Source organism: Sphingobium sp. Z007, from assembly GCF_900013425.1.
Classification (GTDB): domain Bacteria; phylum Pseudomonadota; class Alphaproteobacteria; order Sphingomonadales; family Sphingomonadaceae; genus Sphingobium.
The window spans coordinates 536715-563081 of record NZ_FBXK01000005.1 but is presented as its reverse complement, the minus strand read 5'-3'; the positions used below and the strand labels follow the sequence as shown (position 1 = coordinate 563081).

The window sequence follows — 26367 nt, the reverse complement described above, 5'->3', positions numbered from 1 at the left end:
TATCAGCGCGACTTGGGCGCCTGCGCCGGGGTCGCCGGAGCGGCGGCGGCGGCGGGTTGACCCTGACGGCCGCCGGGCTGCCAGCCAGCCGGCGGGGTGATCGATGCGCTGGGGACCAGGGCGTTGAGTTCGGTGGTGACAGCAGGCGTGATGTCCGCCGTCGCGCCGAAGCTCTCGGTCGCGGCTTTCTTGAACACGATTTCCGACTTGGTCTTGGCGGTCGCGGCCTTCAGCGCGTCGTCCAGCTTGGCGACGATCTGTTCCTCGACATAGGCGCGGGCCAGGCTGATCGGCTGGCTCATGCGCTGCAATTCGGCCTGCCCCGCCTGCTGCGCCTGCTGATATTGCTGATACTGGGTCTCGATCGCCGGGGTCGGCTTGTTCGCGGCGGCCTTCAGTGCCGCCTGCAGTGCGTCGCCCTTGGTCTTGAGGTCCGTCTCGATCGCGGCGCGGCGCGTGTTCAGCGCGTCGATCTGCGGCTTGTAGGTGGTCTGCATCTGGGTGATCGCGGTGGTGAAGGCCGTGCTCTTGGCGACGGCTTCCTCCAGGTCGACCACGGCCAGGCCCTGCTTGGTCTGGGCGACGGCCGGAACGGCGGTCAGTGCGATAGCGGTCATGGGCGCGCAAACGAGCGCCGCGGCCTTGAAAATGGTCTTCATCAGAATTGAGTCCCTACGTTGAAGGTAATGAGCTTGTTGTCGTCCCCTGGTTCTTTCAACAGGGCCTTGGCGATGTCGATGCGGAACGGACCAAAGGGCGAGTTCCAGTTGACGCCAAAGCCCACCGACAGACGCGGTTTGAGCGTGTCGCCGAGATATTCTTCTTGGAAATTGCCGCCAGCGAACGTGAAGTTCGCGCCGCAAACAGGCGCATCCGCACTGCCGGTCGCGCGAACCCTGGTCGAACCTGTTGGCGCGCCGGTGCCCGGATCGCAATAGCCTTGAAAATCGATCGTGCCGGGATTTTTCAGTCCGGCGACGGCGCCAGCATCCATGAAGATGGAGGGGCGCAGCCCCATTTCACGCGCGCCCGAACCCAGCGGAATTTCGACTTCCGCACGGGCGAGATAATAGATTTTGCCGCCCAACGCATCGTCGGAGACGTTGTTGTTGTCATTGTTGCGAATATACTTGCCCGTGGCTACGCCCGCCTCGTTGGTTTCCGCCGTCAGATAATAGCGCTTCACGCGCGGACCCACGCCGCGAATATCGAAGCCGCGGAATTGCGGTTCGCCCAGGAAGAAGCGGTCGGTAAGACGAATCCGGTCCACTTCCTGACCGGTCGAATCGCGGCGCGTGCCTTCCAGGCTGTGGATATACCCGCCCTCGCCGGTCAGCGAGAAGATGAAGCCACTGCCCAGCGGGATATATTTCGATGCCGACAAACGGGTGCGGACATATTTCACGCTGCCGCCAAGGCCTGCGAAATCCTGGCTCAGCGTGACATTCTGGCCGCGGGTCGCGCGAATACGGTTGTCGCGCGTGTCATAGATCAGCGAATAGCCGAGCGACGATGTCGTGCGCTTGCCGATCGCGTCGCACAGATAGCGGCCCGCCAGCAGCGGGTCGCACTGCGATCCCAACGGCCCGGTGCCGTCCGGGTCGGAATAATAGGTATCCTTGTCCAGCGTCACATCGTCGAAATTGAGGCTGTAACGCAGCGCCAGCGACATATATTCGGTGATTGGCACGCCCGCCCGGATCTGGAAGCCGGTGGTCGTCTGCTCGTAAGTGGTGTCGCGATCATTGTTGGTCAGATAGCGGAAGCTGTTCAGGTCGCGGCGATAGATGTCGCCGCCCAGCGCGATATTCTTGTCCATGAAATAGGGTTCGGTGAACCCGACCTCGACCGACTTGCTGTATGCCGAATAATTGACCGAGGTGCGCAGTTCCTGGCCCTTGCCGCGGAAGTTGCGCTGCGTGATCGACGCCGACACGATAAAGCGTTCCAGCGACGAGAAACCGGCCGACAGCGACAATTCGCCGGTCGACTTTTCCTGCACATTGGTTTCCAGGATGATGCGGTCGGGCGCGGAGCCGGGCTTCTGCTCGACGTCCAGCTTCTCCTGGAAGAAGCCGAGCGAGTTGATCCGGTCCTTTGAGCGCTTCACCAGGAAGCTGTTGAAGGCGTCGCCTTCGGCCAGACGGAACTCGCGGCGGATAACCTTGTCCTGCGTCAGCGTATTGCCGTTGATGTCCACCCGCTCGACATAGACGCGCGGCGCATTGGCGATGCGGAAATTAATCCCCATCGTCAGCGATTCCTTCTCGCGGTTGAAGTCGGGCGACACGTCGGCGAAGGCGTATCCGAACAGACCGGCCGTCTCGCTCAGCGTATCGACCGTGTCCTCGACCTGCTTGGCGTTGTACCAGTCGCCCTTCTTCATCGGCAGACGCTTGGTCAGCGATTCACCGGACAGGTCGCGAATGTCCGATTCGACCTTCACATCGCCGAATTTATAGCGGTCGCCTTCTTCCACCACATAGGTGATGATGAAATCCTGCTTGTCCGGCGTCAGTTCCGCGACCGCGGAGATCACGCGGAAATCGGCATAGCCTTCGGTCAGATAATATTGGCGCAGCTTCTGCTGGTCATAGGCCAGGCGATCGGGATCATAGCTGGTGCCCGATGAAAACAGGCGGAACCAGCGTGACTGCTTGGTCACCATCTGGCTACGCAGTTCGCCGTCCTTGAACTTTTCGTTGCCGATGATGTTGATCTGGCGGACCTTGGATTTCGGCCCTTCCGAAATCTCGAACACGATGTCGACGCGGTTCTGGTCCAGCTGCACCATCTTCGGCTCGATCGTCGCGGCGAAGCGGCCCTGGCGGCGATACAGCTCAACGATGCGGGCCACGTCTGCGCGCACCTTCGACCGGGTATAAATCTGGCGCGGCGCCAGTTTAATTTCAGGTCGAATCTTGTCTTCCTTCAGGCGCTTATTACCTTCCAGGACGATACGGTTAATGACCGGGTTTTCCTTTACCTCAACGGTAAGGGCGCCATTGTCGTTGCGGATCTGGACGTCGGCGAATAATTCCGTCTCGTACAGGTCGCGCAGGCCCTGATCCAGGCTTTCCTGGCTATAAGGCTGGCCGATGCGCAGCTTGGTGTAGGACAGGACCGTGTCCGGCTCCAGCCGCTGGGTGCCGACGACGGTGATCGCGCGGATCGTGCCGATGGGCGCGGCCACCGATGCGGCAGGCGCGGCCAAAGGAGCCGCGGGCGCAGGAGGAGCCTGTTGCGCCATGACGGGTGCCGAGAGGCCCGCGATCATCGTGGTCGCCAACAAGGCCGCCACGATCGGGCGCTGCCTGTTGCTGCTCTTCATCGCTGTCACCCGCTTCACCTCAAAATTCCGATACAATGTTTCCGCCGACACAGACGACGCCAAACCGGGCTTCCCTGCCCGATGCGCGTCAACCGATCAAGCCGGACAGGCTCTTCCAAAGCCCGAAAGACGACAAATCGTTGAAAGTCACCAGCAGCATCATCGCCATCAGCACCGCCAAGCCCGACCGATAGGCCCATTCCTGCGCCTGCGCACTCACTGGCCGCCGCCGTATCGCCTCTATCCCGTAAAAGAGCAGATGCCCGCCATCCAGCATGGGAATTGGCAACAGGTTGATGAACCCCAAGTTAATCGAGATGAGCGCCACCAGGAAGATGAAGCTCTCGATGCCCAGCGTTGCGGCCTGACCCGATACTTGGGCGATCTTCAACGGCCCGCCCAATTCCTTGACCGACCGGCCGCCACTGAAAATCTGCCCCATCGTTTCGACCATCGTCCGCACGATCTGCCCGGTGCGCTCGACCGCGACGACCGGCGCACGCAACAGGCTGACCGGCTCCACCACTGGATCGCCAGGCGCCAGGCCCAGCCGACCGATCTGGAACTTGTTGCCGAATCCGTCATCCTCGGTGACGCTGCCGATCCGGCCATTGCGGGCGAAAATCTTGCCGTCGCGCTCGATCACCATCGCCACCGGCTCGCCGGGGCGGATCTGCGCATAGAGGCGGATATCGTCGAACGTGGCCATGTCCCGGCCGCCCAGCGACACGATCCGATCGCCCGCCAGGATGCCCGCGGCCGCCGCCGCGCTGCCCGGCTGGACGACGCCCGCCACCGCCGGGGTGCGGCTTTCGCCATGCACGAACGCGAAGGTCGCCAGGATCAGGATCGCAAACAGGAAATTGATCGCCGGGCCGGCCGCCACGATCGCCGCGCGCTGCCACAGCGGCTTGGCGGGGAAACTCTCCGCCCGATCCTGCGCCGACATTTCCAACCAGGCCGGATCGGTCTGGCTCGCCGCGTTCATGTCGCCCTTGAAGCGGACATAGCCGCCCAGCGGCAGCGCCGCGACGCGCCAGCGGGTGCCGCGGGAATCGACCCAGGCGAACAATTCCGGCCCGAAGCCGATGGAGAACGCCTCCGCCTTCACCCCGCACCAGCGGCCGACCAGATAATGGCCCAGCTCGTGGACAAAGACGAGCGGTCCGATGACCGCGATAAAGGCCAGCACGGTCAACAGGAAACCAGGATTATGGATCAAGCCGTCAATCTTTCCATCACTTGGCCCGCCTCCATGCGCGCCCGGCCGTCAGCCGCCAGCACATCATCGATAACGGAAGGCGTCGCCGCGCTATAGCGGTTCAACACCTCCTCCACAATCATGGCGATATCAAGGAAGCCGATCCGCCCATCCAGGAAAGCCGCTACCGCCACTTCATTGGCCGCGTTCAATATTGCGGGCGTCGCCCCGCCCGCTTCGGCCGCCTGCCGCGCCAGTCGCAGCGCGGGAAAGCGTTCCATATCAGGTGCTTCGAAATCGAGCCTGCCAATCCGCGCCAAGTCCAATGGCTGGCACGGCGTCGCTATCCGCTGCGGCCAGGCCAGCGCATGGGCAATCGGAATCCGCATATCGGGCGATCCCAGCTGCGCCAGCGTCGATCGGTCGCGATATTCGACCATCGAGTGAATCACCGATTGGGGGTGGACCAGAATCTCGATCCGGTCGAGGCCGACCGGAAACAGATGCGCCGCCTCGATCAGTTCCAGCCCCTTGTTCATCATCGTCGCGCTATCGACGCTGATCTTGGCCCCCATCGACCAGTTGGGATGCGCCACCGCCTGCGCTGGCGTCATCGCCGCCATTTCGTCGCGGCTCTTGCTACGGAACGGCCCGCCGCTGGCGGTCAGCGTGATCCTTGCCACATCGTCCAAACGACTGCCCGCAAGACACTGGAAAATGGCATTATGCTCGCTATCGACCGGCAGCAGTGTCGCGCCCGATGCAGTCGCCGCTTCCATCATCAGCCCGCCCGCCGACACGAGCGATTCCTTGTTCGCCAGCGCCACCGTGCGGCCGGCCTTCAATGCCGCCATGGTCGGCCGCAAGCCCGCGCAGCCCACGATCGAGGCCATCGTCCAGTCCGCGTCCATCGCCGCCGCTTCGACCAGCGCCTCCTCGCCCGCCGCGGCCGCGATGCCGGACCCGGCCAACGCCTCTTTCAGTGCCTCATACAGCCGCGACTGCCCGATCACCGCCATCGCCGCGCCGGTCTCCCGCGCCAGGGCCGCCAAACTGTCCACGTCGCTGTTCGCAGTAAGCGCCACGACCTGATACGCGTCGGGTTCACGCCGGATCAGGTCCAGCGTAGATAGGCCGACCGATCCAGTCGCGCCAAAGATCGAAACCCGCTTCATCCGCCCTGCCCCAGTAGGATATAGAGCAAGGCGGCAAGCGGTGCAGCAGTCGCGACCCCGTCCAGCCGGTCCATCACCCCGCCATGGCCGGGGAGCAACGTGCCGCTGTCCTTCACCCCCGCGCGCCGCTTCATATAGCTTTCCAGCAGATCGCCCAGTTGCGCCGCCACCGCCAATATGCCACTCGCCGCCGCCAGCTGGATCGGCAGGCCTGCGAAGCGATGCAGCAGAAAGCCCAGAACCAGCGCCGCCAGCACGCCGCCCGCCAGCCCGGCCCAGGTCTTGGACGGGCTGACCCGCGGCGCCAGCTTCGGCCCGCCGATCGAACGCCCCGCAAAATAGGCGCCGATGTCCGTCGCCCACACCAGCCCCAAAGCCCAGAAGGCCAGCAGCAGCCCATAGGCATAGGGCGCCTGTCCGCGCAGGAACAGCAACGCCACGATCGGCAAACAGACATAGGGTATGCCCAGCGCCAGCTTCAGGCTGCGACTGGTGAACAGCACGAAGAAAAACGCCGCTGCGCCTGCAATCAGCACCGGCCAATCGATCCCGGCGGCATAGGGACATAGCAGCGCCAGCGGGATCGACACCGCGAACATCGCCGCCTTGCGCTGTTCCGGGGTCGCCCCGGTCAGGTCGCCCCACTCGCCCTGCATCAGCACGCCGGCGATCACCAGCAGCGTCCAGAAGATCAGGCCACCCGACAGCAACGCGCCCAGCGCCACCGCGATCAGCGCGACGCCCACGATGCTGCGGGTCCGCAATTCGCTCGTCATGTCAGATCACAATCCGCCGAACCGGCGGTCCCTCAATCGGAAGGCGTCCAGCGCCTGTTCCAACGCCCGACCGTCGAAATCGGGCCACAGCATGTCGGTGAAATAGAGTTCGGCATAGGCCGCCTGCCACAGCATGAAATTGCTCAGCCTTTGCTCGCCCGACGTGCGGATCATCAGGTCCAGCGGCGGCAGATCGGCGGTATAGAGCGCCCGGTCGATATCGCCCGCGCCGATCGCGTCGGCCGCAATCTCGCCCGCGGCCGCCCGCGCCGCCAGCGCCTGCACCGCCTGCACCATCTCGTCCTGCGCGCCGTAATTCAGCGCGATCGCGACGATCGGCCCGCCATTGCCCGCCGTTCGCGCCATAGCGTTTTCGATCAGCGTCACCAGCGACGGTTCCAGCGCGCGATAATTGCCGATCACCCGCAACCGCACGCCATTGGCATGCATTTCATCGACATCGGACTGGATGAAATGGCGCAGCAAACCCATCAGGTCCGCCACCTCGCTCGCCGGCCGCTTCCAGTTTTCGGACGAAAAGGCGTAGAGCGTCAGGCATTCCAGCCCCATCGCCTGCGCCGCCCGCGCCACCTTGCGCACCGCCTCCACGCCGGCGCGATGCCCGGCGATGCGCGGCAGCAGTCGTTTCTTGGCCCAGCGTCCATTGCCGTCCATGATGATAGCGACATGACGCGCGCCATGGACAGGCGCGACGCTGGTCAGATCGGGCTTGGCTTGTGTGGCCATCAGGAAGACATGCGTGCTTTGGCCGCGAAAGGAAAGCCCCGGCTTACTGGCCGAGGATTTCCTTTTCCTTCGATGTCGCCAGCGCGTCGATATCCGCAATCACGCCGTCGGTCAGCTTCTGGACCTCGGTTTCCTTGCGCTTGCGCTCGTCCTCGCTGATTTCGCCCTTCTTCTCGTCGGCTTTCAAGCTGTCCATGCCGTCGCGGCGGACGTTGCGGACGGCGATCCGCGCGCCTTCGGCATATTTGCTGGCCAGCTTCGCCAATTCCTTGCGCCGGTCCTCGGTCAGGTCGGGGATCGGCAGGCGCAGCGTCTGCCCGTCGACAATGGGGTTCAGGCCCAGGCCCGCCGAACGGATCGCCTTGTCACATGGCCCCACATTGGTCTTGTCCCACACCTGGACCGACAACATGCGCGGCTCGGGCGCGGACACGGTGGCCACCTGGTTGAGCGGCATGTTCGCGCCATAGACGGTGACCATCACCGGATCGAGCAACTGGACGTTGGCGCGCCCGGTGCGCAAGCCGGTAAGGTCGCCGCGCAAGGCTTCGATCGCGCCGGCCATGCGGCGTTCAAGGTCGGACTTGTCATATTGGGCCATGCTTAGCTCTCCTGATTCTGGACGATCGTCGCGACACCCTTGCCGGCCAGCACGGTGGCCAGATTACCAGTTTCACGGATGTTGAACACGACGATGGGAATGTTGTTTTCGCGGCACAGGGCGATGGCGCTGGCGTCCATCACCTTGAGGTTGTCGTTCAAGACCTGGTCGAAGCTGATGCTGTCATAACGCACCGCATCGGCGACCTTCTTGGGATCGGCATTATAGACGCCATCGACGCTGGTACCCTTGAACAGCGCGTCGCAGTTCATTTCTGCCGCGCGCAGCGCCGCGGTCGTGTCGGTGGTGAAATAGGGGCTGCCGGTGCCGGCCGCGAAGATCACGATCCGGCCCTTCTCCATATGCCGTTCGGCCTTGCGGCGGATATAGGGCTCGCACACCGACGCCATCGGGATCGCCGACTGGACGCGGGTGTCATACCCCAGCTTTTCCAGCGCATTCTGCACGGCCAGGGCGTTCATGACCGTGGCGAGCATCCCCATATAATCGGCGCTCGCCCGGTCGAAGCCCGCCGCAGCGCCCGCCAGACCGCGGAAGATGTTCCCGCCGCCCACGACCACGCAAATTTCGAAACCGGCATCCTTGGCCGCGGCGATCTCGCCCGCGACACGCGCCACCGTCTCCGGCTCGATACCGAACTGCCCCTGCCCCATCAGCACTTCGCCGGACAATTTCAACAGGATACGCTTGTAGGCGGGCCGGGTCATGAGCGGTCTGATATCCTTTTGCGAATGGCGGAAAGCGGCGCGAACCTTAGTCGCGCGCAACCGCAATGCCAAGCGGCGTTTGCGCCGATCCGCCCGCCGCCCGCAAAAGGCGGATCAGCCCTGACATGCGCGGACATGCTTATTGCGTGACCGTTCCGATTGATCGCAGCGCTCAATCATTGTGACCTGATCAATCAATTGTCCGTCTTTCCGGCCAGGGCCTATCCGCCTGCCATGGCACTAACGCCTGCATGAACGGGGAGATGATGACATGCGACGGACATCCACATCGATATTGGCGCTGCTGTGCGCCGCAACCTTTACGCCGGTACTCGCGCAGGAACCTGCGCTGCCCACCGAACCAGCCACGACTACCTCGCCGCGCTGGTGGCCCAATGTGCTGGATCTGACCGCCCTGCGCCAGCATGAGTCGCAATCCAACCCCTATGGCGCCGACTATGACTATGCCAAGGAATTCGCCTCGCTCGATCTCGACGCGGTAAAGGCCGACATCCGCAAGGTGCTGACCACGTCGCAACCTTGGTGGCCGGCTGATTATGGCCATTATGGTCCCTTCTTCATCCGCATGGCCTGGCACAGCGCGGGCACCTATCGCGTGGGCGACGGGCGCGGCGGATCGGACGGCGGCGAACAGCGGTTCGAACCGCTCAACAGCTGGCCCGATAATGTCAGCCTGGACAAGGCGCGCCGCCTGGTCTGGCCGATCAAGCAGAAATATGGCCGCAAACTCAGCTGGGGCGACCTGATGGTCCTGTCCGGCAATGTCGCGCTGGAGGATATGGGCTTCAGGACCGTCGGCTTTGCGGGCGGCCGCGTCGACGCCTGGCAACCGGACGTCGTGTTCTGGGGACCGGAAAGCAAGATGATGGGCACCGACCGCTCCAACCCGGACGGCTCGCTCAAGCGGTCGCTGGCCGCCACCACCATGGGCCTTATCTATGTCAATCCCGAAGGACCGGGCGGCAATCACGACCCCATTGGCGCTGCCGCCGACATCCGCCGCGCCTTTGGCCAGATGGCGATGGACGACGAAGAAACGCTGGCGCTGATCGCGGGCGGCCACACCTTCGGCAAGGCCCATGGCGCGCGCAAGCCCGAAGACTGCCTCGGCAAGGAACCCGCCGCGCTGGGCGTCGAAAATCAGGGGCTTGGCTGGCACAATAAATGCGGCAAAGGCAACGCGGAAGACACGCTGACATCGGGGCTGGAAGGCGCCTGGTCGGCCACGCCCACGCTGTTCACCACCCAATATATCGACAATCTGCTGAACTTCGACTGGGTCAAGACCAAAAGCCCGGCCGGTGCGACCCAGTGGATTCCGACCGATCCCAACGCCGCCGCCCTGGTGCCCGACGCGCATCTCAAGGACAAGCGCCACGCGCCGATCATGTTCACCACGGACATCGCGCTCAAGGAAGACCCCGGCTTCCACAAGGTGCTGGTAAGCTGGCAGAAGAATCCCGACCTGTTCGGCAAGGCCTTCGCCCGCGCCTGGTTCAAGCTGACCCATCGCGATCTGGGGCCGCAGGCGCGCTATCTAGGCAAGGACATCCCCAGCGAAACCTATAGCTGGCAAGACCCGCTGCCCAAATCCACCATCGCGCCGATTGGCGATGCGGACCAGGCAAAGCTCAAGGCGATGGTGCTGGCGTCGGGCCTGACCACGCCTGAACTGGTGCGGACCGCCTGGGCCTCCGCCGCGACCTTCCGCAGCACCGACATGCGCGGCGGCGCCAATGGCGCGCGTCTGCGCCTCGATCCGCAACGCAACTGGGCGGTCAACAACCCGGCGGAACTGGCCAAGGTGCTCACCAAACTGACGGCGGTGCAGAAGGACTTTGCCAAGTCGGGCAAGCAGGTGTCGATGGCCGACCTCATAATCTTGTCGGGCAATGCCGCGATCGAACAGGCGGCCGCCCGTGCGGGCCATCCGGTGCGCGTGCCCTTCACCCCTGGCCGGGTCGATGCCGCGCAGGCCCAGACCGACGTCGCCTCCTTCGCCTATCTGGAACCCAAGGCGGACGGCTTCCGCAACTTCTACACGGCGAAAGCGGAAGTGGGACCGGCCGAAGCACTGGTGGACAAGGCGGATGCGCTGAACCTCACCGTGCCGGAAATGACCGTGCTGGTCGGCGGTATGCGCGCGCTGGGCGCCAATGCGGGTGCGTCAAACGCGGGCATCTTCACCAGCCGCCCTGGCACGCTCAGCAACGACTTCTTCGTCAACCTGCTGTCGATGGACACGGTGTGGGCGAAGTCGGCGGCGAACCCGGCCCTGTATGAGGGCAAAGATCGCGCATCGGGCGCGGCCCGGTGGACGGCGACCCCGGTCGATCTGGTCTTCGGGTCGAACTCCGAACTGCGCGCCGTGGCCGAAGTCTATGCCGCCAACGACGCCCAGCAGAAGTTCGTCGACGATTTCGTCGCCGCCTGGGTCAAGGTAATGGACGCAGACCGCTTCTGACCCCTGATTGTGCGGGGGGCGGCCGGGCATGTGTTCCGGCCGCCGCCCCCGCACCTTCCATCACGGACTCCCGATCATGACGCTTCGCCATTCCGGTGCCCTCGCCCTTTGCATCGCGCTGATGGGCGTCACGCAACCGGCCCTCGCCCAGCCGCCTGCCGATTTCGCGATCTGCGCCGCCTGCCATGCCACGCAGCCGGGCAAATCCAGCTTCGGTCCCAATCTACGCGGCGTCATGGGGCGCAAGGCCGCCAGCCTGCCCGGCTACGCCTATAGCGACGCGCTCAAGGCGTCGGGCGTCACCTGGAACGCCCGGACGCTCGAAACCTGGCTCACCGGCCCACAGGCCATGGTCAAGGGCACGCGAATGCCCTTTGCCGGGCTGCCCGATCCGGCGCGGCGGCAACGGCTGATCGCCTATCTCGCCACCCTGAAATAATCCGCCCCATCAACGAAAAAGGGGCGCCCCGCAGGACGCCCCTTCCCTCGACCTATTGTGGGTCTGGCGATCAGACGCCAGCGGCCGCCGCGACTTCCGCCGCGAAGTCGCTGACTTCCTTCTCGATGCCTTCGCCCAGCTGGAAACGGACATAGCTTTTGAGCGTGATCGGCTTGCCGGCGTCCTTCGCGGCCGAGGCGACCACGTCCTGCACCGGGGTCTTGCCGTCCATCACGAACGCCTGCGTCAACAGCGCGCTGTCCTTGCGGAACTTCTCGACCGGGCCGTTGATGATCTTGGCGGCGATCTCTTCGGACTTGCCGGCGATCTTGTCGGCATTCTTTTCCCGCGCGATCGCGGCTTCACGCTCGATGATCGCCGGATCGATGTCGTCGGCCGACAGGGCCAGCGGGAACGCGGCGGCGATGTGCATGGCCAACTGCTTGCCCAGCGGCTCCAGCACGTCGGCAGGCGCTTCGCTTTCCAGCGCGACCAGCACGCCGATCTTGCCCAGGCCCGGCGCCGCGGCGTTATGGACGTAGGACACGACGACGCCCTGGCTCACTTCGACCTGCGCCACGCGACGGACATTCTGGTTCTCGCCGATGGTGGCGATGTTGGCGACCAGCTTTTCAGCGACAGTGCCGCCCGACGGATAGGCCGAATTGGCCAGCGTCTCGGCATCGGTCGCGCCGGTGTCCAGCGCGATTGCCGATACGGTGCGCACGAAATCCTGGAACTGGTCGTTCTTGGCGACGAAGTCGGTTTCGCTGTTCACTTCGACAGCGACCCCCTTGGTGCCGGCGACGGCGACGCCGACCAGGCCTTCAGCGGCGGTGCGGCTCGACTTCTTCTGCGCGGCGGCCAGGCCCTTGGCGCGCAGCCAGTCGGTTGCCGCTTCGATGTCGCCATTGGCTTCGGTGAGCGCCTTCTTGCAATCCATCATGCCCGCGCCCGAACGGTCGCGCAGTTCCTTGACGGCGGCAGCGGTAATCTCGGCCATGTTTCGGCTCCTAAAAATGGATGTTTCAAATAAGCGGCAGGGCGCGTCTCCGAAGAGCGCGCCCTAGCCTGTCTTTCCTACAGTCGTGCGACGCGCTTAGGCTTCGGCGACGACTTCTTCAGCCTGCGGCTCGTCGAGCGCGCCCAGGTCCACGCCCGAAGCCTGCTGCGCACCACGGTTGCCCTTGGTGGCGGCGGCGGCGATCGCGTCGCAATAGAGGCGGATGGCGCGGCTGGCGTCATCGTTGGCGGGCACCGGGAAGGCGATGCCGTCGGGCGAGACGTTCGAATCGAGGATCGCAACGACCGGGATACCCAGCGTGTTGGCTTCCTTGATCGCCAGCTCTTCCTTGTTGGCGTCGATCACGAACATGACATCGGGGATGCCGTTCATGTCGCGGATACCGCCCAGCGACGCTTCCAGCTTCTCGCGCTCGCGAGTCATCTGAAGCACTTCCTTCTTGGTGAAGCCATGGGTGTCGCCCGACAGCTTTTCCTCAAGGGTCTTCAGGCGCTTGATCGAACCCGAAATCGTCTTCCAGTTGGTGAGCATGCCGCCCAGCCAGCGATGGTTGACGAAATGCTGGCCGGACTTGCGCGCGGCGTCCGCGATCGGGTCCTGCGCCTGGCGCTTGGTGCCCACGAACAGCACCTTGCCGCCAGCCGCGACGGTGCCCGACACGAAGTCGAGCGCACGGCCGAACAACGGCACGGTCTGCGACAGATCAAGGATGTGAATGCCGTTGCGCTCGCCGAAGATGTACGGCTTCATACGCGGATTCCAGCGGTGGGTCTGGTGGCCGAAATGGGCGCCAGCCTCGATCAATTGGTGCATGGTGACGACAGGTGCCGCCATAATAGTATCTCCTTCCGGTTTGACCTCTGGGAATCAGGAACACGGAAAGCAGCCTGAAAGGCGTCTCCGGCACCGGATATGTCGATTCCCATGTGGAATGGTCGCGCCTTTAGACGCGGAAAAAAGCAAAAGCAAGGCTTGACGGCGCTCCCGAATGAGAACATAAGAGGAACAGACGGAACAAAGACGGTTAACGGCCGTTTACACCGTCATCATGAGACATGCCGTGCAAATGGCAAGATGGAAAGTGATCGACGATGTTCACTCTTGTTGCAGCAACCCTGTTCTCCGGCGCTTTCCTGTTCGCCATGGGCACCATCGTTTGGATGTTCGCTCAATATCATGACAAGATGGTGGCCGCGCTCCAGTTCGAGCCTATCCCTCAAAATCCGCCGGTCTATCATCTGCGCATCCGCCGCCCGCGTGGCCCGCAGCCGCTCCGTCGGACCGCGGCGGTGCTGCCTGGCAACGCCCTGGCCGCCTGAAAACGGCCTGATACGCTAGAGCCTTCGTTTAAACACTGCTCCCACATCCGTTCGGGCTGAGCCTGTCGAAGCCCCTGCCTGCCGCAAGGCGCAGCGCCTCACCCTATATCAAGCCGTCGGCGAAACGACCTTGGCGCTCTCGCGCTGCCGCATGACTTTGGCATAGGACATGATCCCGAACGGGATCAGCGCCACATAGATGGCGCAGATCAACAGCAGCGTCAGCCAAGGATCGGTGACCAGCAAGGCCGCCAGAAGCCCGGCGAAAGCAATCAGCTCCAGCCGGATACGCTTGCGCAATCGCAACGCCGACCAGGTATAGGTCGCGATGTTGGAAATCATCAGGAAGGCGATGAAGGCGGTCCAGGGCGCAACCACATACCAAGCCCGGAAAATATCTTCGCCCGTCACCAGCCACAGATAGAGCGGCACGAAGGCCAGCCCCGCGCCCGCCGGGGCCGGAACGCCCGTCAGAAAGCCCGCTGACTTATGCGGCTGCTCGTCCGCATCGATCGCGGCATTGAACCGCGCCAGCCGCAACGCGCAGGACAGCGCATGGGCCAGAGCGAAGATCCAGCCGAATTTCGGCATGGCGTAAAGCGACCAGAGATAGAGGATCAGCGCTGGCGCCACGCCGAACGCGATCGAATCGGACAGCGAATCCAGTTCCGCGCCAAACCGGCTCTCACCGCGCAACATCCGCGCAATCCGCCCGTCCAGCCCGTCGAGCACACCGGCGAACAGGATGGACAGCACGGCCCGCTCCCACTCGCCCGAAATGCCGTAACGCACCCCGGTCAGGCCGAAACACAGCGCCATCGCCGTCACTGCATTGGGCGCCAGCATCCGCAACGTAATGCCCCGGCGCAAGCCGCGGGGTATGGCGCGCCGCTGGCGACTCACTGCTGGATGCCCGCAATAACCCGCGCGTCGCCCATCTGCCCCAGGATCGTCTCGCCCGCGATCGTGCGCTGGCCCAGGATCACGCGCGGCGCGGTGCCGGCCGGCAGATAAACATCGACCCGGCTGCCGAAGCGAATAAGGCCGATGCGCTGCCCCGCCGCGACCATGTCGCCGGGCTTGACGAACGGCACGATCCGCCGCGCGACCAGGCCTGCAATCTGCGTGAAGCCGATGCGCACGCCGTCATGCCGCTCGACCAATATATGCTGGCGCTCATTATCCTCGCTCGCCTTGTCCAGGTCCGCGTTCAGGAACTTGCCCGAAATATAGACGACCGACTTGATCGTCCCGCCGATCGGCGTCCGATTGATATGGACGTCGAACACGCTCATGAAGATCGACACGCGGATCATCGGCTGGTCGCCCAGGCCGTTCGGTCCCGCCATTTCGCGCGGCGGCGGCACGCGCTGGATCAGCGTCACCAGACCATCGGCCGGCGCGATGATCGCGCTATCGTCCTGCGGCACGGCGCGCACCGGATCGCGGAAGAAGGCAAAGACCCAGATCGTCACGATCAGCATCAGCCAGCCCAATATCTCCCACCCCAGCAGGAACAGGACGCCAGTGATCGCGACCGCGATCAGGCCGAATTTCATCCCCTCCGGGTGCACCGAAGGAAAGCGCCATTTGACATTGCCGCCCGCGGCAATCGTGATCTCGTTATTTTCCATAGCCACCGTCTTTAGGGAGAGACCATCCCCCTGACAACGATCGATCCCGTACAACGCTCCACCCGCGGCAGATAACTAACCCACGACGGTTGAACATTCCCGCCGCTTTGCCTAGTGCGTCCGCATATTCCACCCAGCAGCAAGAAGGCAAACAGGCGCTATGGCGAAGATCAAGGTGAAAAACCCCGTCGTTGAAATTGACGGCGACGAAATGACCCGGATCATTTGGGAATGGATTCGCGAGCGCCTGATTCTTCCCTATCTCGACATCGACCTCAAATATTACGATCTGTCCGTCCAGAAGCGCGATGAAACGAACGACCAGATCACGATCGATTCCGCCAACGCGATCAAGCAATATGGCGTCGGCGTGAAATGCGCCACCATCACGCCCGACGAACAGCGCGTGGAGGAATTCCACCTCAAGCAGATGTGGAAATCGCCCAACGGCACCATCCGCAACATCCTGGGCGGCGTCGTATTCCGCGAACCCATCGTCATCAAGAACGTGCCCCGCCTGGTCCCCGGCTGGACTGACCCGATCGTGGTTGGTCGTCACGCCTTTGGCGACCAGTATAAGGCGACCGACTTCCTGGTCCCCGGCCCCGGCAAGCTGCGCCTGGTATGGGACGGCGAAGATGGCCAGAAGATCGACAAGGAAGTGTTCGACTTCCCGTCGGCCGGCGTCGCCATGGGCATGTATAATCTGGACGATTCGATCATCGATTTCGCCAAGGCGAGCATGAACTACGCGCTCGACCGCGGATGGCCGCTCTACCTGTCGACCAAGAACACGATCCTCAAGGCCTATGACGGCCGCTTCAAGGATCTGTTCCAGCAGGTGTTCGACGCCGAATTTGCCGACAAGTTCAAAGCGGCCGGCATCGTCTATGAGCATCGCCTGATCGACGACATGGTCGCCTCCGCGCTCAAGTGGAGCGGTAAGTTCGTCTGGGCCTGCAAGAACTATGACGGCGACGTCCAGTCGGACACCGTCGCGCAGGGCTTCGGTTCGCTCGGCCTCATGACCTCCGTCCTACTCTCGCCCGACGGCAAGACGGTCGAGGCGGAAGCCGCGCACGGCACCGTCACCCGCCATTATCGCCAGCACCAGCAGGGCAAGGCGACCTCGACCAACCCGATCGCATCGATCTTCGCCTGGACGCAGGGCCTCGCCTTCCGCGGCAAGTTTGACGGCACGCCCGAAGTCACCAAATTCGCCGAAACCTTGGAACGCGTCTGCATCAAGACTGTCGAGGACGGCGCGATGACCAAGGATCTGGCGCTGCTGATCGGTCCTGACCAGGCCTGGATGACCACGGAACAGTTCTTTGAACAGATCCGCGTCAACCTGGAAAAGGAAATGGCCAGCTGGGCCTAAAAGACGGGAACTGATCCGCGCCTGCGCGTTTCAATACGCAAACGGAACGAGGCGGCGCCGGACACCCGACGCCGCCTTTTCTTTGGCAACCCATTCCCCAAAGCCGTTCGTCCTGAGTGGCCGCCGAGCGAAGTCGAAGCGGCGTATCGAAGGACATTTGCGCAAACGACCCTTCGATACGGGTCTTCGACAAGCTCAGCCCCTACTCAGGGCGAACGGAAGGTGACATCATGTCTACAGGAACCAAGAAACGCCTGGAAGTCCGCGCCGCCGTGCCGTCCGACGTCCGCGGCATCCGGCAATTGATCGCCCGCGCCTATCCCGGCATGCCCAATTATTCGCTCGCAACCATCCGGGGCCAGATCAACAATTTCCCCGATGGCTGCTTCGTCGCCCTCTATGACGACAAGGTGGTCGGCTATTGCGCGACAATGCGCGTCAGCAAGGGCATGGCCTTCGCCCATCATGACTGGGAAGAAATCACCGCCAATGGCTTTGGCACCCGCCACAGCGCGGCGGGCGAATGGCTGTATGGTTATGAAATGGCGGTCGATCCTGCGCTGCGCGGCCTGCGCATCGGCCAGCGGCTCTATGACGAGCGCAAGGAACTGGCCGAGGAACTCGACCTGCACGGCATCGTCATCGCCGGGCGCATGCCGGGCTATCTGCGCGCCAAACGCCGGGTGGACGGGCCGAAGGATTATCTGGACAAGGTCGCCCAGGGCAAGCTGCGCGACCAGGTCGTCAGCTTCCAGCTGAAAAACCAGTTCGAACCCTTGGGCGTGCTGGAAAACTATCTGCCCGAAGACAAGCAGTCCGACGGACACGCCGCCCACCTCGTCTGGCGCAACCCCTATGTCGACCCGGACGAAGCGCCCGAAATGCGCGTCCCCCGCGGCGTCGAAAGCGTCCGCATCGCCACCTGCCAGCTCCAGGCCCGCGCGGTGGAGAATTTCGAGGCCTTCATCCGCAATATCGAATATTTCGTGGATGTCGCGGCGGATTATCGCTCGGACTTCATCATCTTCCCCGAACTCTTCACCCTGCCGCTGCTGTCGTTCGAAACCAAGAAGCTCAATCCCATGGAGGCGATCGACAAGCTGACCAGCTACACCCCGCGCCTGACGAAAGAACTGACGCGGATGGCGCTGGAATATAATATCAATATCATCGGCGGCTCCCACCCGACCCGCGCCGACGATGGCGATATCCAGAATATCGCCTATGTCGCGCTGCGCGACGGCTCCGTCCATACCCAGGAAAAGATCCACCCGACGCCGAACGAAGCCTTTTGGTGGAACATCAAGGGCGGCGATTCGCTCGACGTGATCCAGACCGACTGCGGCCCGATCGGCGTCCTCATCTGCTACGACAGCGAATTTCCCGAACTCGCCCGTCGCCTGGTGGACCAGGGCGCCCGCATCATCTTCGTCCCCTTCTGCACCGATTCGCGGCTCGGCTATATGCGCGTGCGCTACTGCGCGCAGGCCCGTGCGATCGAAAACCAATGCTATGTCGTCATGTCCGGCAATGTCGGCAATCTGCCCAATGTCGACAATATGGACATCCAATATGCCCAGAGCGCCATCCTGACCCCCTGCGACCTCCCCTTCGCGCGCGACGGCATCGCCGCGGAATCAACGGAGAATGTGGAAACGCTGACGATGGCGGACGTCAACCTCGCCGACCTCAGCTGGGCGCGCGCCGAAGGCACCGTCCGCAACCTGCGCGACCGCCGCTTCGATCTCTACCATATCGAATGGGACAGTAACCCCGACCACAGTCACGCGCCGAGTGGCGGCCCGGTCCCGGCCGGCGGGCACAACTCGCCGGGGGGCGGGTGAACAGAATTAGCGGTAGTCAGCGGACGTGCCATTCCCACATAGTCATCCCCGCGCAGGCGGGGATCCATCTCCAGCTTTTGCGCCCTGTCGAAAGATTGGGAGATGGGTTCCCGCTTCACCGGAATGACGAAAAGAGGTGGGCAGCGGACTGAAGGGTTTACTCTTCCCCGCCCGCTTGCGGGAGGGGCAGCGAGACTTAATGAGCGCAGCGAATTTAGTAGCAGCGGGGTGGGCCAAGGCAACCTTGCGCAGGCCCACCCCCTACCCCCCCCCGCCAGCGGGAGGGGGAATTAAGTCGGCAACTGATCGTTTGCCGACGCCCGACATAGCGCCCCCCTCACTCCACCGTCACACTCTTCGCCAGATTCCGCGGCTGGTCCACATCCGTCCCCTTCGCCACCGCCACATGGTAGGCCAGCAACTGCACCGGCACCGCATAGACTAAAGGCGCGATCAGCGGATGGACCTTGGGCATTTCGATCGTCGCCATGCAGCCCTCGCCGGCCGCCACGATGCCTTCCGCGTCGGAAATCAGCACCACCTTGCCGCCGCGCGCCTGCACTTCCTGCATGTTGCTCACGGTCTTCTCGAACAACGGCCCGCTCGGCGCGATCACGATCACAGGCACCAGTTCGTCGATCAGCGCGATCGGCCCATGCTTCATCTCGCCCGCGGCATAACCCTCGGCATGGATATAGCTGATTTCCTTGAGCTTCAGCGCCCCTTCCAGCGCCATCGGATAATCCGGCCCGCGCCCCAGATACAGCACGTCCCGCGCCGGCGCGATCAGGTGCGCCATCGCCTCGATCTGCCCATCCCGGCTTAGCGCTTCGTTGAGCGCGGCGGGCGCTTCCGACAAATGCCAGACGATCTCGGCCTCTTCCTCCGGCGTCAGCTTGCCCTTGGCCCGCGCCAGATTGGCCGCCAGCGCCGCCAGCACCGCCAACTGGCAGGTGAACGCTTTGGTCGACGCCACGCCGATCTCCGGCCCGGCATGGGTGGGCAACAGCAGGTCCGCCTCGCGCGCCATCGAACTGGTCGGCACGTTCACGACTACTGCGATGATCTGTCCCGCCGCCTTGGCATGGCGTAGCGCCGCCAGCGTATCGGCCGTCTCGCCCGACTGGCTGATGAACAGAGCCAGCCCCCCCGCCTCCAGCACCGGGTCGCGATAACGAAACTCGCTCGCCACATCGATGTCCACGGGCACCCGCGCGAATTTCTCGAACCAATATTTCGCGACCAGCCCGGCATAATAGCTCGTGCCGCACGCAACGATGGTGATGCGCTTCACGCTCCCCAGGTCGAAATCCATGTCCGGCATGGCGATCTCATTTTCCATCCGGCGCAAATAGGACCGCAGCGTCTGGGCGACGACCACCGGCTGCTCGTAAATCTCCTTCTGCATGAAGTGGCGATGATTGCCCTTGTCGATCATCGCGCCCGATACGCCGGAAATCGTCACCGGCCGCTCGACCGGCTGATTATCCTTGTCGAAAATCTCCGCCCCGTCCGCCGTGATGACGACCCAGTCGCCCTCTTCCAGATAAGCGATCCGCTGCGTCAGCGGGGCCAAAGCCAGCGCATCCGACCCCAGATAGGTCTCCCCGTCGCCATAGCCCACGACCAGCGGCGACCCCAGCCGCGCGCCGATCAACATGTCGGGATGGCTGCGAAACGCGATCGCTAAAGCGAACGCCCCATGCAGCCGCGGCAGCACGCGGGCCACCGCCTCCTGCGGCGACGCGCCCTGCTCCACCAGCTCGCTCACCAGATGGGCGACGACTTCGGTGTCGGTCTGGCTGTCGAAATGGCGGCCCCGCGCCATCAATTCCGCGCGCAGTGGCTTGAAATTCTCAATGATGCCATTGTGGACCAGCGCCACTTCGCTGGTCGCATGGGGGTGCGCATTGCTGGTCGTCGGCGGCCCGTGCGTCGCCCAGCGGGTATGCGCGATGCCGGTCGTGCCGGGCAACGGTTCGTCGCGCAATTCGCGCACCAGGTTGGCCAGCTTCCCCTCGGCCCGCCGCCGCTCGATCGCGCCGTCATGGATGGTGGCGACCCCCGCGCTATCATAGCCGCGATATTCCAGCCGCTTCAATCCGTCGACCAGCCGTTCCGCCACGTCGTCCTTGCCGATGATGCCGATGATGCCGCACATGTGCCGGAAAGCCTTTCAGAATGTATAGGGAACGCGGATACCCGGCATCTCTGCCGGGAAATCCTTCGTATTTCGTGTCACCAGCACGCGGCCGCGCAATTGGGCCGTGGCCAGGATGATGGCATCCATCGCCTTGAGCCGCCCCCGCTCGCGGCGCAAGGCCGCTGCGCGCCGCCCAACCTCCGCATCGATCTCGTCAACGCCAAAGCCGGACAGCAAAGTTTCGGCCCGCCACAGCCCGTCGCCCGCGCCCTTGGACATGACTTCGATCCACACCGCCCGGCTGATCCAGGCCCGTGCGCCATAATCGGTCGCGCGATCAATCTCCGTCCGGGCCGGCGCAAAGCCCGCCAGCGCGTCGATGATGATATTGGAATCGAAGCTGAAACCACTCACCGGGACACAGGCGTCTTGGCATCGGGATATTTGCCCGCCACCATATCCAGATAAATCTGGCGCTGGCGATCATCCTCCGCATCGAACAGGTCGGGAAATTCAGCCCTGGTGTCTTCATAATCATCGTCCCAGGGCCGGGTCGTCGATGCCCGCTCCCGCCGCTGCCATTCGACCGCATCGCCGATATCGACGATGTCTTTCCATGCGCCAAAGCCGATATCGAGCCATTTTTTGCTGGTCATCGACTCCGCGTTGGCGCGATGATCCCGCACTGCCTCCCGCAACACCGCCGCGCGCGACTTGCCCTGCTCGCGCGCCCGCTGGTCGAGCCATTGGACGTCATCGTCGGGAATATCGGCCAGGAAACGCATGATTCCATGATATCATATCATGATATCAAGTCAATCACCTCGCAGCGGCTTGACCGTCACCAGCCATATATCGGGCGGTGCCAGCATCCGCACCGGCGCGCTGCTGGTCCCCACCCCGCCGGACACGATCATCGTCCGTTTACCCTCGCGATACAGGCCACACGCATAGCGGGTGCCATATTTGGACGGGACATAGGTAATCCCGACAAAGGGCAAGGCGATCTGCCCGCAATGGGTATGCCCTACCAGCGTCAGCGAGGGCGCATCGGGCAGCAGCGGGAAAATGTCCGGCCCGTGCGACAGGATCAGCGGCGCGCCACCCACCCGTCGCATCGCCGCCAGCGTATCGGGCATATCGATCTTGCGGGTGTAGATGTCCCTGAACCCGGCGATCGCCAGTGGCCCGCGCCGAATCGCCCCGTCCTGCAACAGGGGGATGCCAATCCGCGCGAAGGCCGCGCGCCAGTCCGCCGCGCTCAGCGCCCGGCGGTTCACCTTGCTGCGGCTGTCATGATTGCCCAGCACCGCCACCACGCCCAGCGGCGCGCGCAATCCCGCGAACGGCGCGATGCTGGCCCGCGCATCATAGATGGCGCCGCCCTTGTCATCGCCGATATAATCGCCGCCCAGCAGGATCAGGTCGGGCTTGAGCGCATTGATCTGCGCCACGATCCGCGCCATCCGCGCCGGGCTGTTGTCCGGCCCCGAAAGATGCGTGTCGGTCAGCAGCGCGACGGTGATGGGCTTGCGCGGTACATCGGCGGGGAATGGCAAAGCCACCGCCGCCCGCCGCACGACCGGCATGGCGCTGGCGTTGAGGAACAGCCAGAAAGCGAAGGCCGCCCCCAGCAGAACCAGCCCCAGCAGCGTCCAAAGAATTTTACGGCCCATCGTCAAAGAACGCCATGCTCCTGCGAAAGCAGGAGGCCATGGTCGAACGACCTGCCAGGCCTCGTAGCATGGGATGAAGGTACATTGCCCCGCTTGGTCATTGCGAGCGAAGCGAAGCAATGACGATTCGAGCAAAAGTCATCATGCTCTGAGCTCCTGCTTTCGCATGAGCACGGAAAGACCATTCACTTCGCTGCTTTCCGCGCCAACATCCGTTCCCGAAAGCGTTTGGCCCACCCCGGCTTGCCGACCTGCTCCGGCCGCCCCAGGCACAGCGCATCGGCCTCCACCGGCTTCGTCACCACGCTCCCCGCCGCAACGATCGCCCCTGCGCCGATGCTCGCCGGCGCCACCAGCGCGCTGTTCGACCCGATAAACGCCCCCGCGCCAATCTCCGTCCTATATTTTAAGAAGCCGTCATAATTGCAGGTGATCGTCCCCGCCCCGATATTGGCCCCCGCCCCCACGCTGGCGTCGCCGATATAGGACAGGTGGTTGACCTTCGCCCCCTCGTCCAGCCGCGCCTTCTTGATCTCCACGAAATTGCCGACCTTGGCTTTGGGACCGATATCCGCCCCCGGCCGCAACCGCGCATAGGGACCGATCGCCGCGCCACTGGCCACGCTCGCCCCCTCCAGATGCGAAAAGGCGTGAATGACGACATCGCCCGCCACGGTCACGCCAGGACCGAAAACCACGTTCGGCTCCACCACCACATCGCGGCCCAGCACGGTATCATGCGCAAAGAACACCGTTTCCGGCGCCACCAGCGTCACGCCATCGCGCATCGCCTCCGCCCGCCGCCGCGCCTGCCACATCGCCTCGACGCCCGCCAGTTCGATGCGGCTGTTGACCCCGGCCACTTCCCAGGCGTCCGTCTCGATCACTGCGCTCGTCCCACCGGGCAGCATGACGATATCGGGCAGATAATATTCGCCCGCGGCATTATTGTTGCCGATCTGGTCCAGCAGCACGAACAGGTCGGTCGACCGCACCGTCATCAACCCGCTATTGCACAAAGTTACCGCCCGCTCGGCTTCGCTGGCGTCCTTATATTCCACCATCTTCTCGATGATGCCCTGCCCATCGGCAATGATCCGGCCGTATGCCGCCGCGTCATCGGGCCGGAAGCCCAGCACCACCGCGCGCGGCTCGTCCCCCCGGTTGAGGCGATCCAGCATCGCCCGCATCGTGGCCGCGCTTACCAGCGGCACGTCGCCATAGAGGATCAGCACATCGCCCGCGAACCCCGCCAGCGCATCATGCGCCTGGGCGACCGCATGGCCCGTGCCCAACTGCTGGTCCTGTACCGCCACGATCGCGCCAGTGCCGGCTACCGCCTGCTCCACCTGTTCGCGCCCCGCGCCCACCACCACGACTTGCCGCTCCGGCGCCAGCTCCCCAGCGCTCGCCAGCAGATGCAGCAGCATCGGTCGCCCGGCGATCGGATGCAGCACCTTGTGCAGCGATGATTTCATCCGCGTCCCCTGCCCCGCGGCAAGGATGATGACGGCCAAGGGGCGAGAGACTGAACTGGTCACGGCATATCGGTCCTGTTGCTACGATGCCTCCAGCGCGACGACCGCTCCATATCCACAACCTCAGACACCCGTTCGGGCTGAGCCTGTCGAAGCCCCCTTCTTGCCCACGCACGGCCAACAGGGATTAGCGCAACGATCATCGACCGGAAGCGATTACAACCTCGCTCTGCCATGTTTGCCTTGCCATTGCCACCACCCACACGGCATGGGCATGGGTCATGACCAGCATCCCCTTCGATATCGTCGGCTTCGACCTTGACGGCACCTTGATCGACACCAGCGGCGATCTCGCCGCCGCGGTCAATTACGCCATCGGCACGATCGACCGCCCACCCTTCCCGGCCGCGGCGATCCACCCTTTCGTGGGCAAGGGCGCAAAGGTGATGCTGGCGCGCGCGCTCGACGCATCGGGCGGCTATACCGCCGATACGCTGGACTCGCTCCTGCCCATCCTGCTCGACTATTATCAGCAGAATCTCGCCATCCACTCGGTCCCCTATCCCGGCTTGCTGGAAGCGATGGATGCGCTGACCGACGCCGGCGTCAAACTGGCCATCTGCACCAACAAGGCGGAACGCTTCACCCTCCCCCTGATGCACCAGATCGGCCTGTCGGACCGGTTCGCAGCCATCGTGGGCGGCGACACGGTCGGCGTCGCCAAGCCCGATCCCGCACCCATCCGCGAGATGATCGCCCGCGCGGGCGGCGGCCGTGCCATTTTCGTCGGCGACACGATCAACGACATCGCCGGCGCGCGCAATGCGGGCATCCCCAATGTCGCGGTCGGCTTCGGCTTCCTCGACGGCCCGGTCGAACATCTGGAGGCCGACGCCATCATCCATCATTATGACGAACTGGTCCCCCTGCTGCGGCGCTGGCCGGCATGACGCGCCTGTCATGACCCTGCGCCTGGAACAGGACGGCCCGGTCGCCCGGCTGCTGATCGACCGGCCCGACCGGCGCAACGCCATGACCCAGGCGATGTGGGAAGCCCTGCCGGCCCTCGTCGGGCAAGCGATGGCCGACGACGCCATCCGCGTCCTCATCCTCGCCTCCGCCACCCCCGGCCTCTTCTGCGCCGGCGCGGACATCAACGAATTTGCGGCCTGCTCTGCCCAAGAAGACTGGCGCATCGCCAATCAGGCCGCGATCCGCGCCAGCCAATATGCCCTCGCCCATGCGCCAAAACCCGTGATCGCCGCGATCGACGGCGATTGCGTCGGCGGCGGTTGCGGCCTCGCCATCGCCTGCGACCTGCGCATCGCCGCGCCCGCCGCGCGCCTGGGCATCACGCCGGCCAAGCTCGGCATGGTCTATTCGCTGTTCGACACCAAATTGCTGGTCGATCTGGTCGGCCCCGCCCGCGCCAAGCGCATCCTCTACACCGGCGCGCTCCACAGCGCCGAGCAAGCCCTGTCCATCGGCCTCATCGAAGAGATCGCGCCCGATCCGCTCGCCGCGGCGGACATGCTCGCCCGCACCATCGCCGCCAACGCGCAGCACAGCGTCCGCGCGTCCAAGGCGATCGTCCGCCGCATCCTCGACGGGCAGGCCGACGACGACGCCACCACGCTCGCCCTCTTCCGCGACGCCTTCACCCTGCCCGACTTGGCCGAAGGCGTCGCCGCCTTCCGCGCCAAACGCCCGCCAGACTTCTAACACACACGCAAAAAGGCCCGGTGCGAACCGGGCCTTTCACCGTGGCGGGCTGGATCATCAGTTGCCCACGACCGGGCGCATCTCCTTGCCCGTGTCTGCCCCACCCGCGTCCGCATAACGCTCGCCGGTTTCGGCGCGGGCGATGGCGGCGCTGACCGGCGCCTGGACCTGGGCCAGCGCCTTGGCCTTGCACGCCTGCGCCGTGGCCAGATCCACCGACGAACAGACGCGGCTGGCGGCGCGGGCGATGCGGCTGCGCAATTGCTGCTGCCCTGTCACCTGGCTCAGGTCCAGGTCGCCATGATAGACGGCGCTGGTGCGGCCGTTGGACACGAAGTCCTGCGCGGATGCAGCGCCGGCGCTGGCCAGCAGGGCGATGGAAGCGGCGGCGGCAGCGGCGAATTTGGTGGCAACGAACATGGGCTTATCTCCTCAAAATCTGTTGTGACCGGGCACCGCTGCAATAAGGGGTTGCAGGGAACGCCGGGTGCGAACGGGCGGAGCCGGGGTCTTTAGGGGGTCGGCGTCCTGCCCCGTTCGCCCATCCTGTCTACGCCCGCCCCGCCCGCTGCGCCCGCCGCCTTCGACCGATGGCGATCAGCATCGGCCAACGACAGTCTCGGCGACCAAGTGCAAAGGAACGCGGACGAACGGCGCGACGAA

The 26367-nt window shown here is 64.1% G+C and carries 25 protein-coding genes; 7 read left to right on the top strand and 18 right to left on the bottom strand.

Going from position 1 to position 26367, the window contains the following annotated elements:
• Nucleotides 1–2: 2 nt before the first annotated feature.
• The 8 genes from CEQ44_RS10645 to pyrH form a co-directional block, all read right to left on the bottom strand.
• On the bottom strand, nt 3–659 hold the full coding sequence (locus CEQ44_RS10645) for an OmpH family outer membrane protein (RefSeq protein ID WP_088185426.1): 657 nt from the start codon (nt 657–659) through the stop codon (nt 3–5).
• Complete coding sequence (gene bamA, locus CEQ44_RS10640; protein WP_088185427.1) at nt 659–3331, bottom strand: outer membrane protein assembly factor BamA; 2673 nt, start codon at nt 3329–3331, stop codon at nt 659–661. The genes CEQ44_RS10645 and bamA overlap by 1 nt, the downstream gene beginning before the upstream one ends.
• Before the next feature lie 88 nt (nt 3332–3419).
• Nucleotides 3420–4553: an RIP metalloprotease RseP gene (rseP, locus tag CEQ44_RS10635; RefSeq protein WP_088185428.1), complete on the bottom strand. Its 1134-nt coding sequence runs from the start codon at nt 4551–4553 to the stop codon at nt 3420–3422.
• Complete coding sequence (locus CEQ44_RS10630) at nt 4550–5707, bottom strand: 1-deoxy-D-xylulose-5-phosphate reductoisomerase (protein ID WP_088185429.1); 1158 nt, start codon at nt 5705–5707, stop codon at nt 4550–4552. The genes rseP and CEQ44_RS10630 overlap by 4 nt, the downstream gene beginning before the upstream one ends.
• Nucleotides 5704–6483: a phosphatidate cytidylyltransferase gene (locus CEQ44_RS10625; protein WP_088185430.1), complete on the bottom strand. Its 780-nt coding sequence runs from the start codon at nt 6481–6483 to the stop codon at nt 5704–5706. The genes CEQ44_RS10630 and CEQ44_RS10625 overlap by 4 nt, the downstream gene beginning before the upstream one ends.
• Nucleotides 6484–6489: 6 nt before the next feature.
• Nucleotides 6490–7230 carry an isoprenyl transferase gene (locus CEQ44_RS10620; RefSeq protein ID WP_088185431.1) on the bottom strand — a complete coding sequence of 247 codons (741 nt, stop codon included), beginning with the start codon at nt 7228–7230 and terminating at the stop codon, nt 6490–6492.
• 43 nt (nt 7231–7273) lie between these two features.
• Nucleotides 7274–7831 (bottom strand): ribosome recycling factor, encoded by a 558-nt coding sequence (frr, locus tag CEQ44_RS10615; protein WP_088185432.1) that lies wholly within the window; start codon nt 7829–7831, stop codon nt 7274–7276.
• 2 nt (nt 7832–7833) lie between these two features.
• Nucleotides 7834–8559, bottom strand: a complete 726-nt coding sequence (gene pyrH / locus CEQ44_RS10610; RefSeq protein ID WP_088185455.1) for a UMP kinase — start codon at nt 8557–8559, stop codon at nt 7834–7836.
• A gap of 271 nt (nt 8560–8830) precedes the next feature.
• On the opposite strand from pyrH, the gene katG reads away from it, so the two are divergent.
• Together katG and CEQ44_RS10600 are read left to right on the top strand one after the other, a co-directional pair.
• Complete coding sequence (gene katG, locus CEQ44_RS10605; RefSeq protein ID WP_088185433.1) at nt 8831–11044, top strand: catalase/peroxidase HPI; 2214 nt, start codon at nt 8831–8833, stop codon at nt 11042–11044.
• Nucleotides 11045–11120: 76 nt separating this feature from the next.
• Nucleotides 11121–11483 (top strand): cytochrome c family protein, encoded by a 363-nt coding sequence (locus tag CEQ44_RS10600; RefSeq protein ID WP_088185456.1) that lies wholly within the window; start codon nt 11121–11123, stop codon nt 11481–11483.
• 70 nt (nt 11484–11553) lie between these two features.
• Here the strand turns inward: CEQ44_RS10600 and tsf are convergent, their stop codons facing one another.
• A complete protein-coding gene (gene tsf / locus CEQ44_RS10595; protein ID WP_088185434.1) occupies nt 11554–12486 on the bottom strand; it encodes a translation elongation factor Ts in 933 nt (310 codons plus the stop codon).
• A 96-nt stretch (nt 12487–12582) separates the two neighbouring features.
• Nucleotides 12583–13341, bottom strand: a complete 759-nt coding sequence (gene rpsB, locus CEQ44_RS10590; RefSeq protein WP_088185435.1) for a 30S ribosomal protein S2 — start codon at nt 13339–13341, stop codon at nt 12583–12585.
• 257 nt (nt 13342–13598) lie between these two features.
• Here rpsB and CEQ44_RS10585 point away from each other — a divergent pair, with 257 nt between their 5' ends.
• Entirely contained in the window at nt 13599–13826 is a 228-nt protein-coding gene (locus CEQ44_RS10585) for a hypothetical protein (RefSeq protein ID WP_088185436.1), read from the top strand.
• Between the two features lie 108 nt (nt 13827–13934).
• Here CEQ44_RS10585 and CEQ44_RS10580 read toward each other — a convergent pair whose 3' ends face one another.
• Entirely contained in the window at nt 13935–14672 is a 738-nt protein-coding gene (locus CEQ44_RS10580) for a phosphatidylcholine/phosphatidylserine synthase (RefSeq protein WP_088185437.1), read from the bottom strand.
• Between the two features lie 53 nt (nt 14673–14725).
• Nucleotides 14726–15460, bottom strand: coding sequence for a phosphatidylserine decarboxylase (locus tag CEQ44_RS10575; protein ID WP_088185438.1), 735 nt, complete (start codon nt 15458–15460; stop codon nt 14726–14728).
• 160 nt (nt 15461–15620) lie between these two features.
• Between CEQ44_RS10575 and CEQ44_RS10570 the strand changes: the two genes are divergently transcribed.
• Nucleotides 15621–16841 carry an NADP-dependent isocitrate dehydrogenase gene (locus CEQ44_RS10570; RefSeq protein WP_088185439.1) on the top strand — a complete coding sequence of 407 codons (1221 nt, stop codon included), beginning with the start codon at nt 15621–15623 and terminating at the stop codon, nt 16839–16841.
• A 230-nt stretch (nt 16842–17071) separates the two neighbouring features.
• A complete protein-coding gene (locus tag CEQ44_RS10565) occupies nt 17072–18685 on the top strand; it encodes a bifunctional GNAT family N-acetyltransferase/carbon-nitrogen hydrolase family protein (protein WP_088185440.1) in 1614 nt (537 codons plus the stop codon).
• A 337-nt stretch (nt 18686–19022) separates the two neighbouring features.
• On the opposite strand, the gene glmS is transcribed toward CEQ44_RS10565, so the two are convergent.
• The 5 genes from glmS to glmU form a co-directional block, all read right to left on the bottom strand.
• The gene (gene glmS / locus CEQ44_RS10560) at nt 19023–20846 is read right to left on the bottom strand and encodes a glutamine--fructose-6-phosphate transaminase (isomerizing) (RefSeq protein WP_088185441.1); all 1824 of its coding nucleotides are present in this window, start codon (nt 20844–20846) and stop codon (nt 19023–19025) included.
• Nucleotides 20847–20861: 15 nt separating this feature from the next.
• Complete coding sequence (locus CEQ44_RS10555) at nt 20862–21242, bottom strand: PIN domain-containing protein (protein ID WP_088185442.1); 381 nt, start codon at nt 21240–21242, stop codon at nt 20862–20864.
• Complete coding sequence (locus CEQ44_RS10550) at nt 21239–21613, bottom strand: ribbon-helix-helix protein, CopG family (RefSeq protein WP_088185443.1); 375 nt, start codon at nt 21611–21613, stop codon at nt 21239–21241. The genes CEQ44_RS10555 and CEQ44_RS10550 overlap by 4 nt, the downstream gene beginning before the upstream one ends.
• A 30-nt stretch (nt 21614–21643) precedes the next feature.
• Nucleotides 21644–22504 carry a metallophosphoesterase gene (locus CEQ44_RS10545; RefSeq protein ID WP_088190937.1) on the bottom strand — a complete coding sequence of 287 codons (861 nt, stop codon included), beginning with the start codon at nt 22502–22504 and terminating at the stop codon, nt 21644–21646.
• Between the two features lie 185 nt (nt 22505–22689).
• Nucleotides 22690–24021 (bottom strand): bifunctional UDP-N-acetylglucosamine diphosphorylase/glucosamine-1-phosphate N-acetyltransferase GlmU, encoded by a 1332-nt coding sequence (glmU, locus tag CEQ44_RS10540; protein WP_088185444.1) that lies wholly within the window; start codon nt 24019–24021, stop codon nt 22690–22692.
• 242 nt (nt 24022–24263) lie between these two features.
• Between glmU and CEQ44_RS10535 the strand changes: the two genes are divergently transcribed.
• The gene (locus tag CEQ44_RS10535; protein WP_088185445.1) at nt 24264–24932 is read left to right on the top strand and encodes an HAD family hydrolase; all 669 of its coding nucleotides are present in this window, start codon (nt 24264–24266) and stop codon (nt 24930–24932) included.
• 10 nt (nt 24933–24942) lie between these two features.
• Nucleotides 24943–25704: an enoyl-CoA hydratase/isomerase family protein gene (locus tag CEQ44_RS10530; protein WP_088185446.1), complete on the top strand. Its 762-nt coding sequence runs from the start codon at nt 24943–24945 to the stop codon at nt 25702–25704.
• Nucleotides 25705–25761: 57 nt separating this feature from the next.
• On the opposite strand, the gene CEQ44_RS10525 is transcribed toward CEQ44_RS10530, so the two are convergent.
• Nucleotides 25762–26124 carry a UrcA family protein gene (locus CEQ44_RS10525; RefSeq protein ID WP_088185447.1) on the bottom strand — a complete coding sequence of 121 codons (363 nt, stop codon included), beginning with the start codon at nt 26122–26124 and terminating at the stop codon, nt 25762–25764.
• Between the last annotated feature and the right edge of the window lie 243 nt (nt 26125–26367).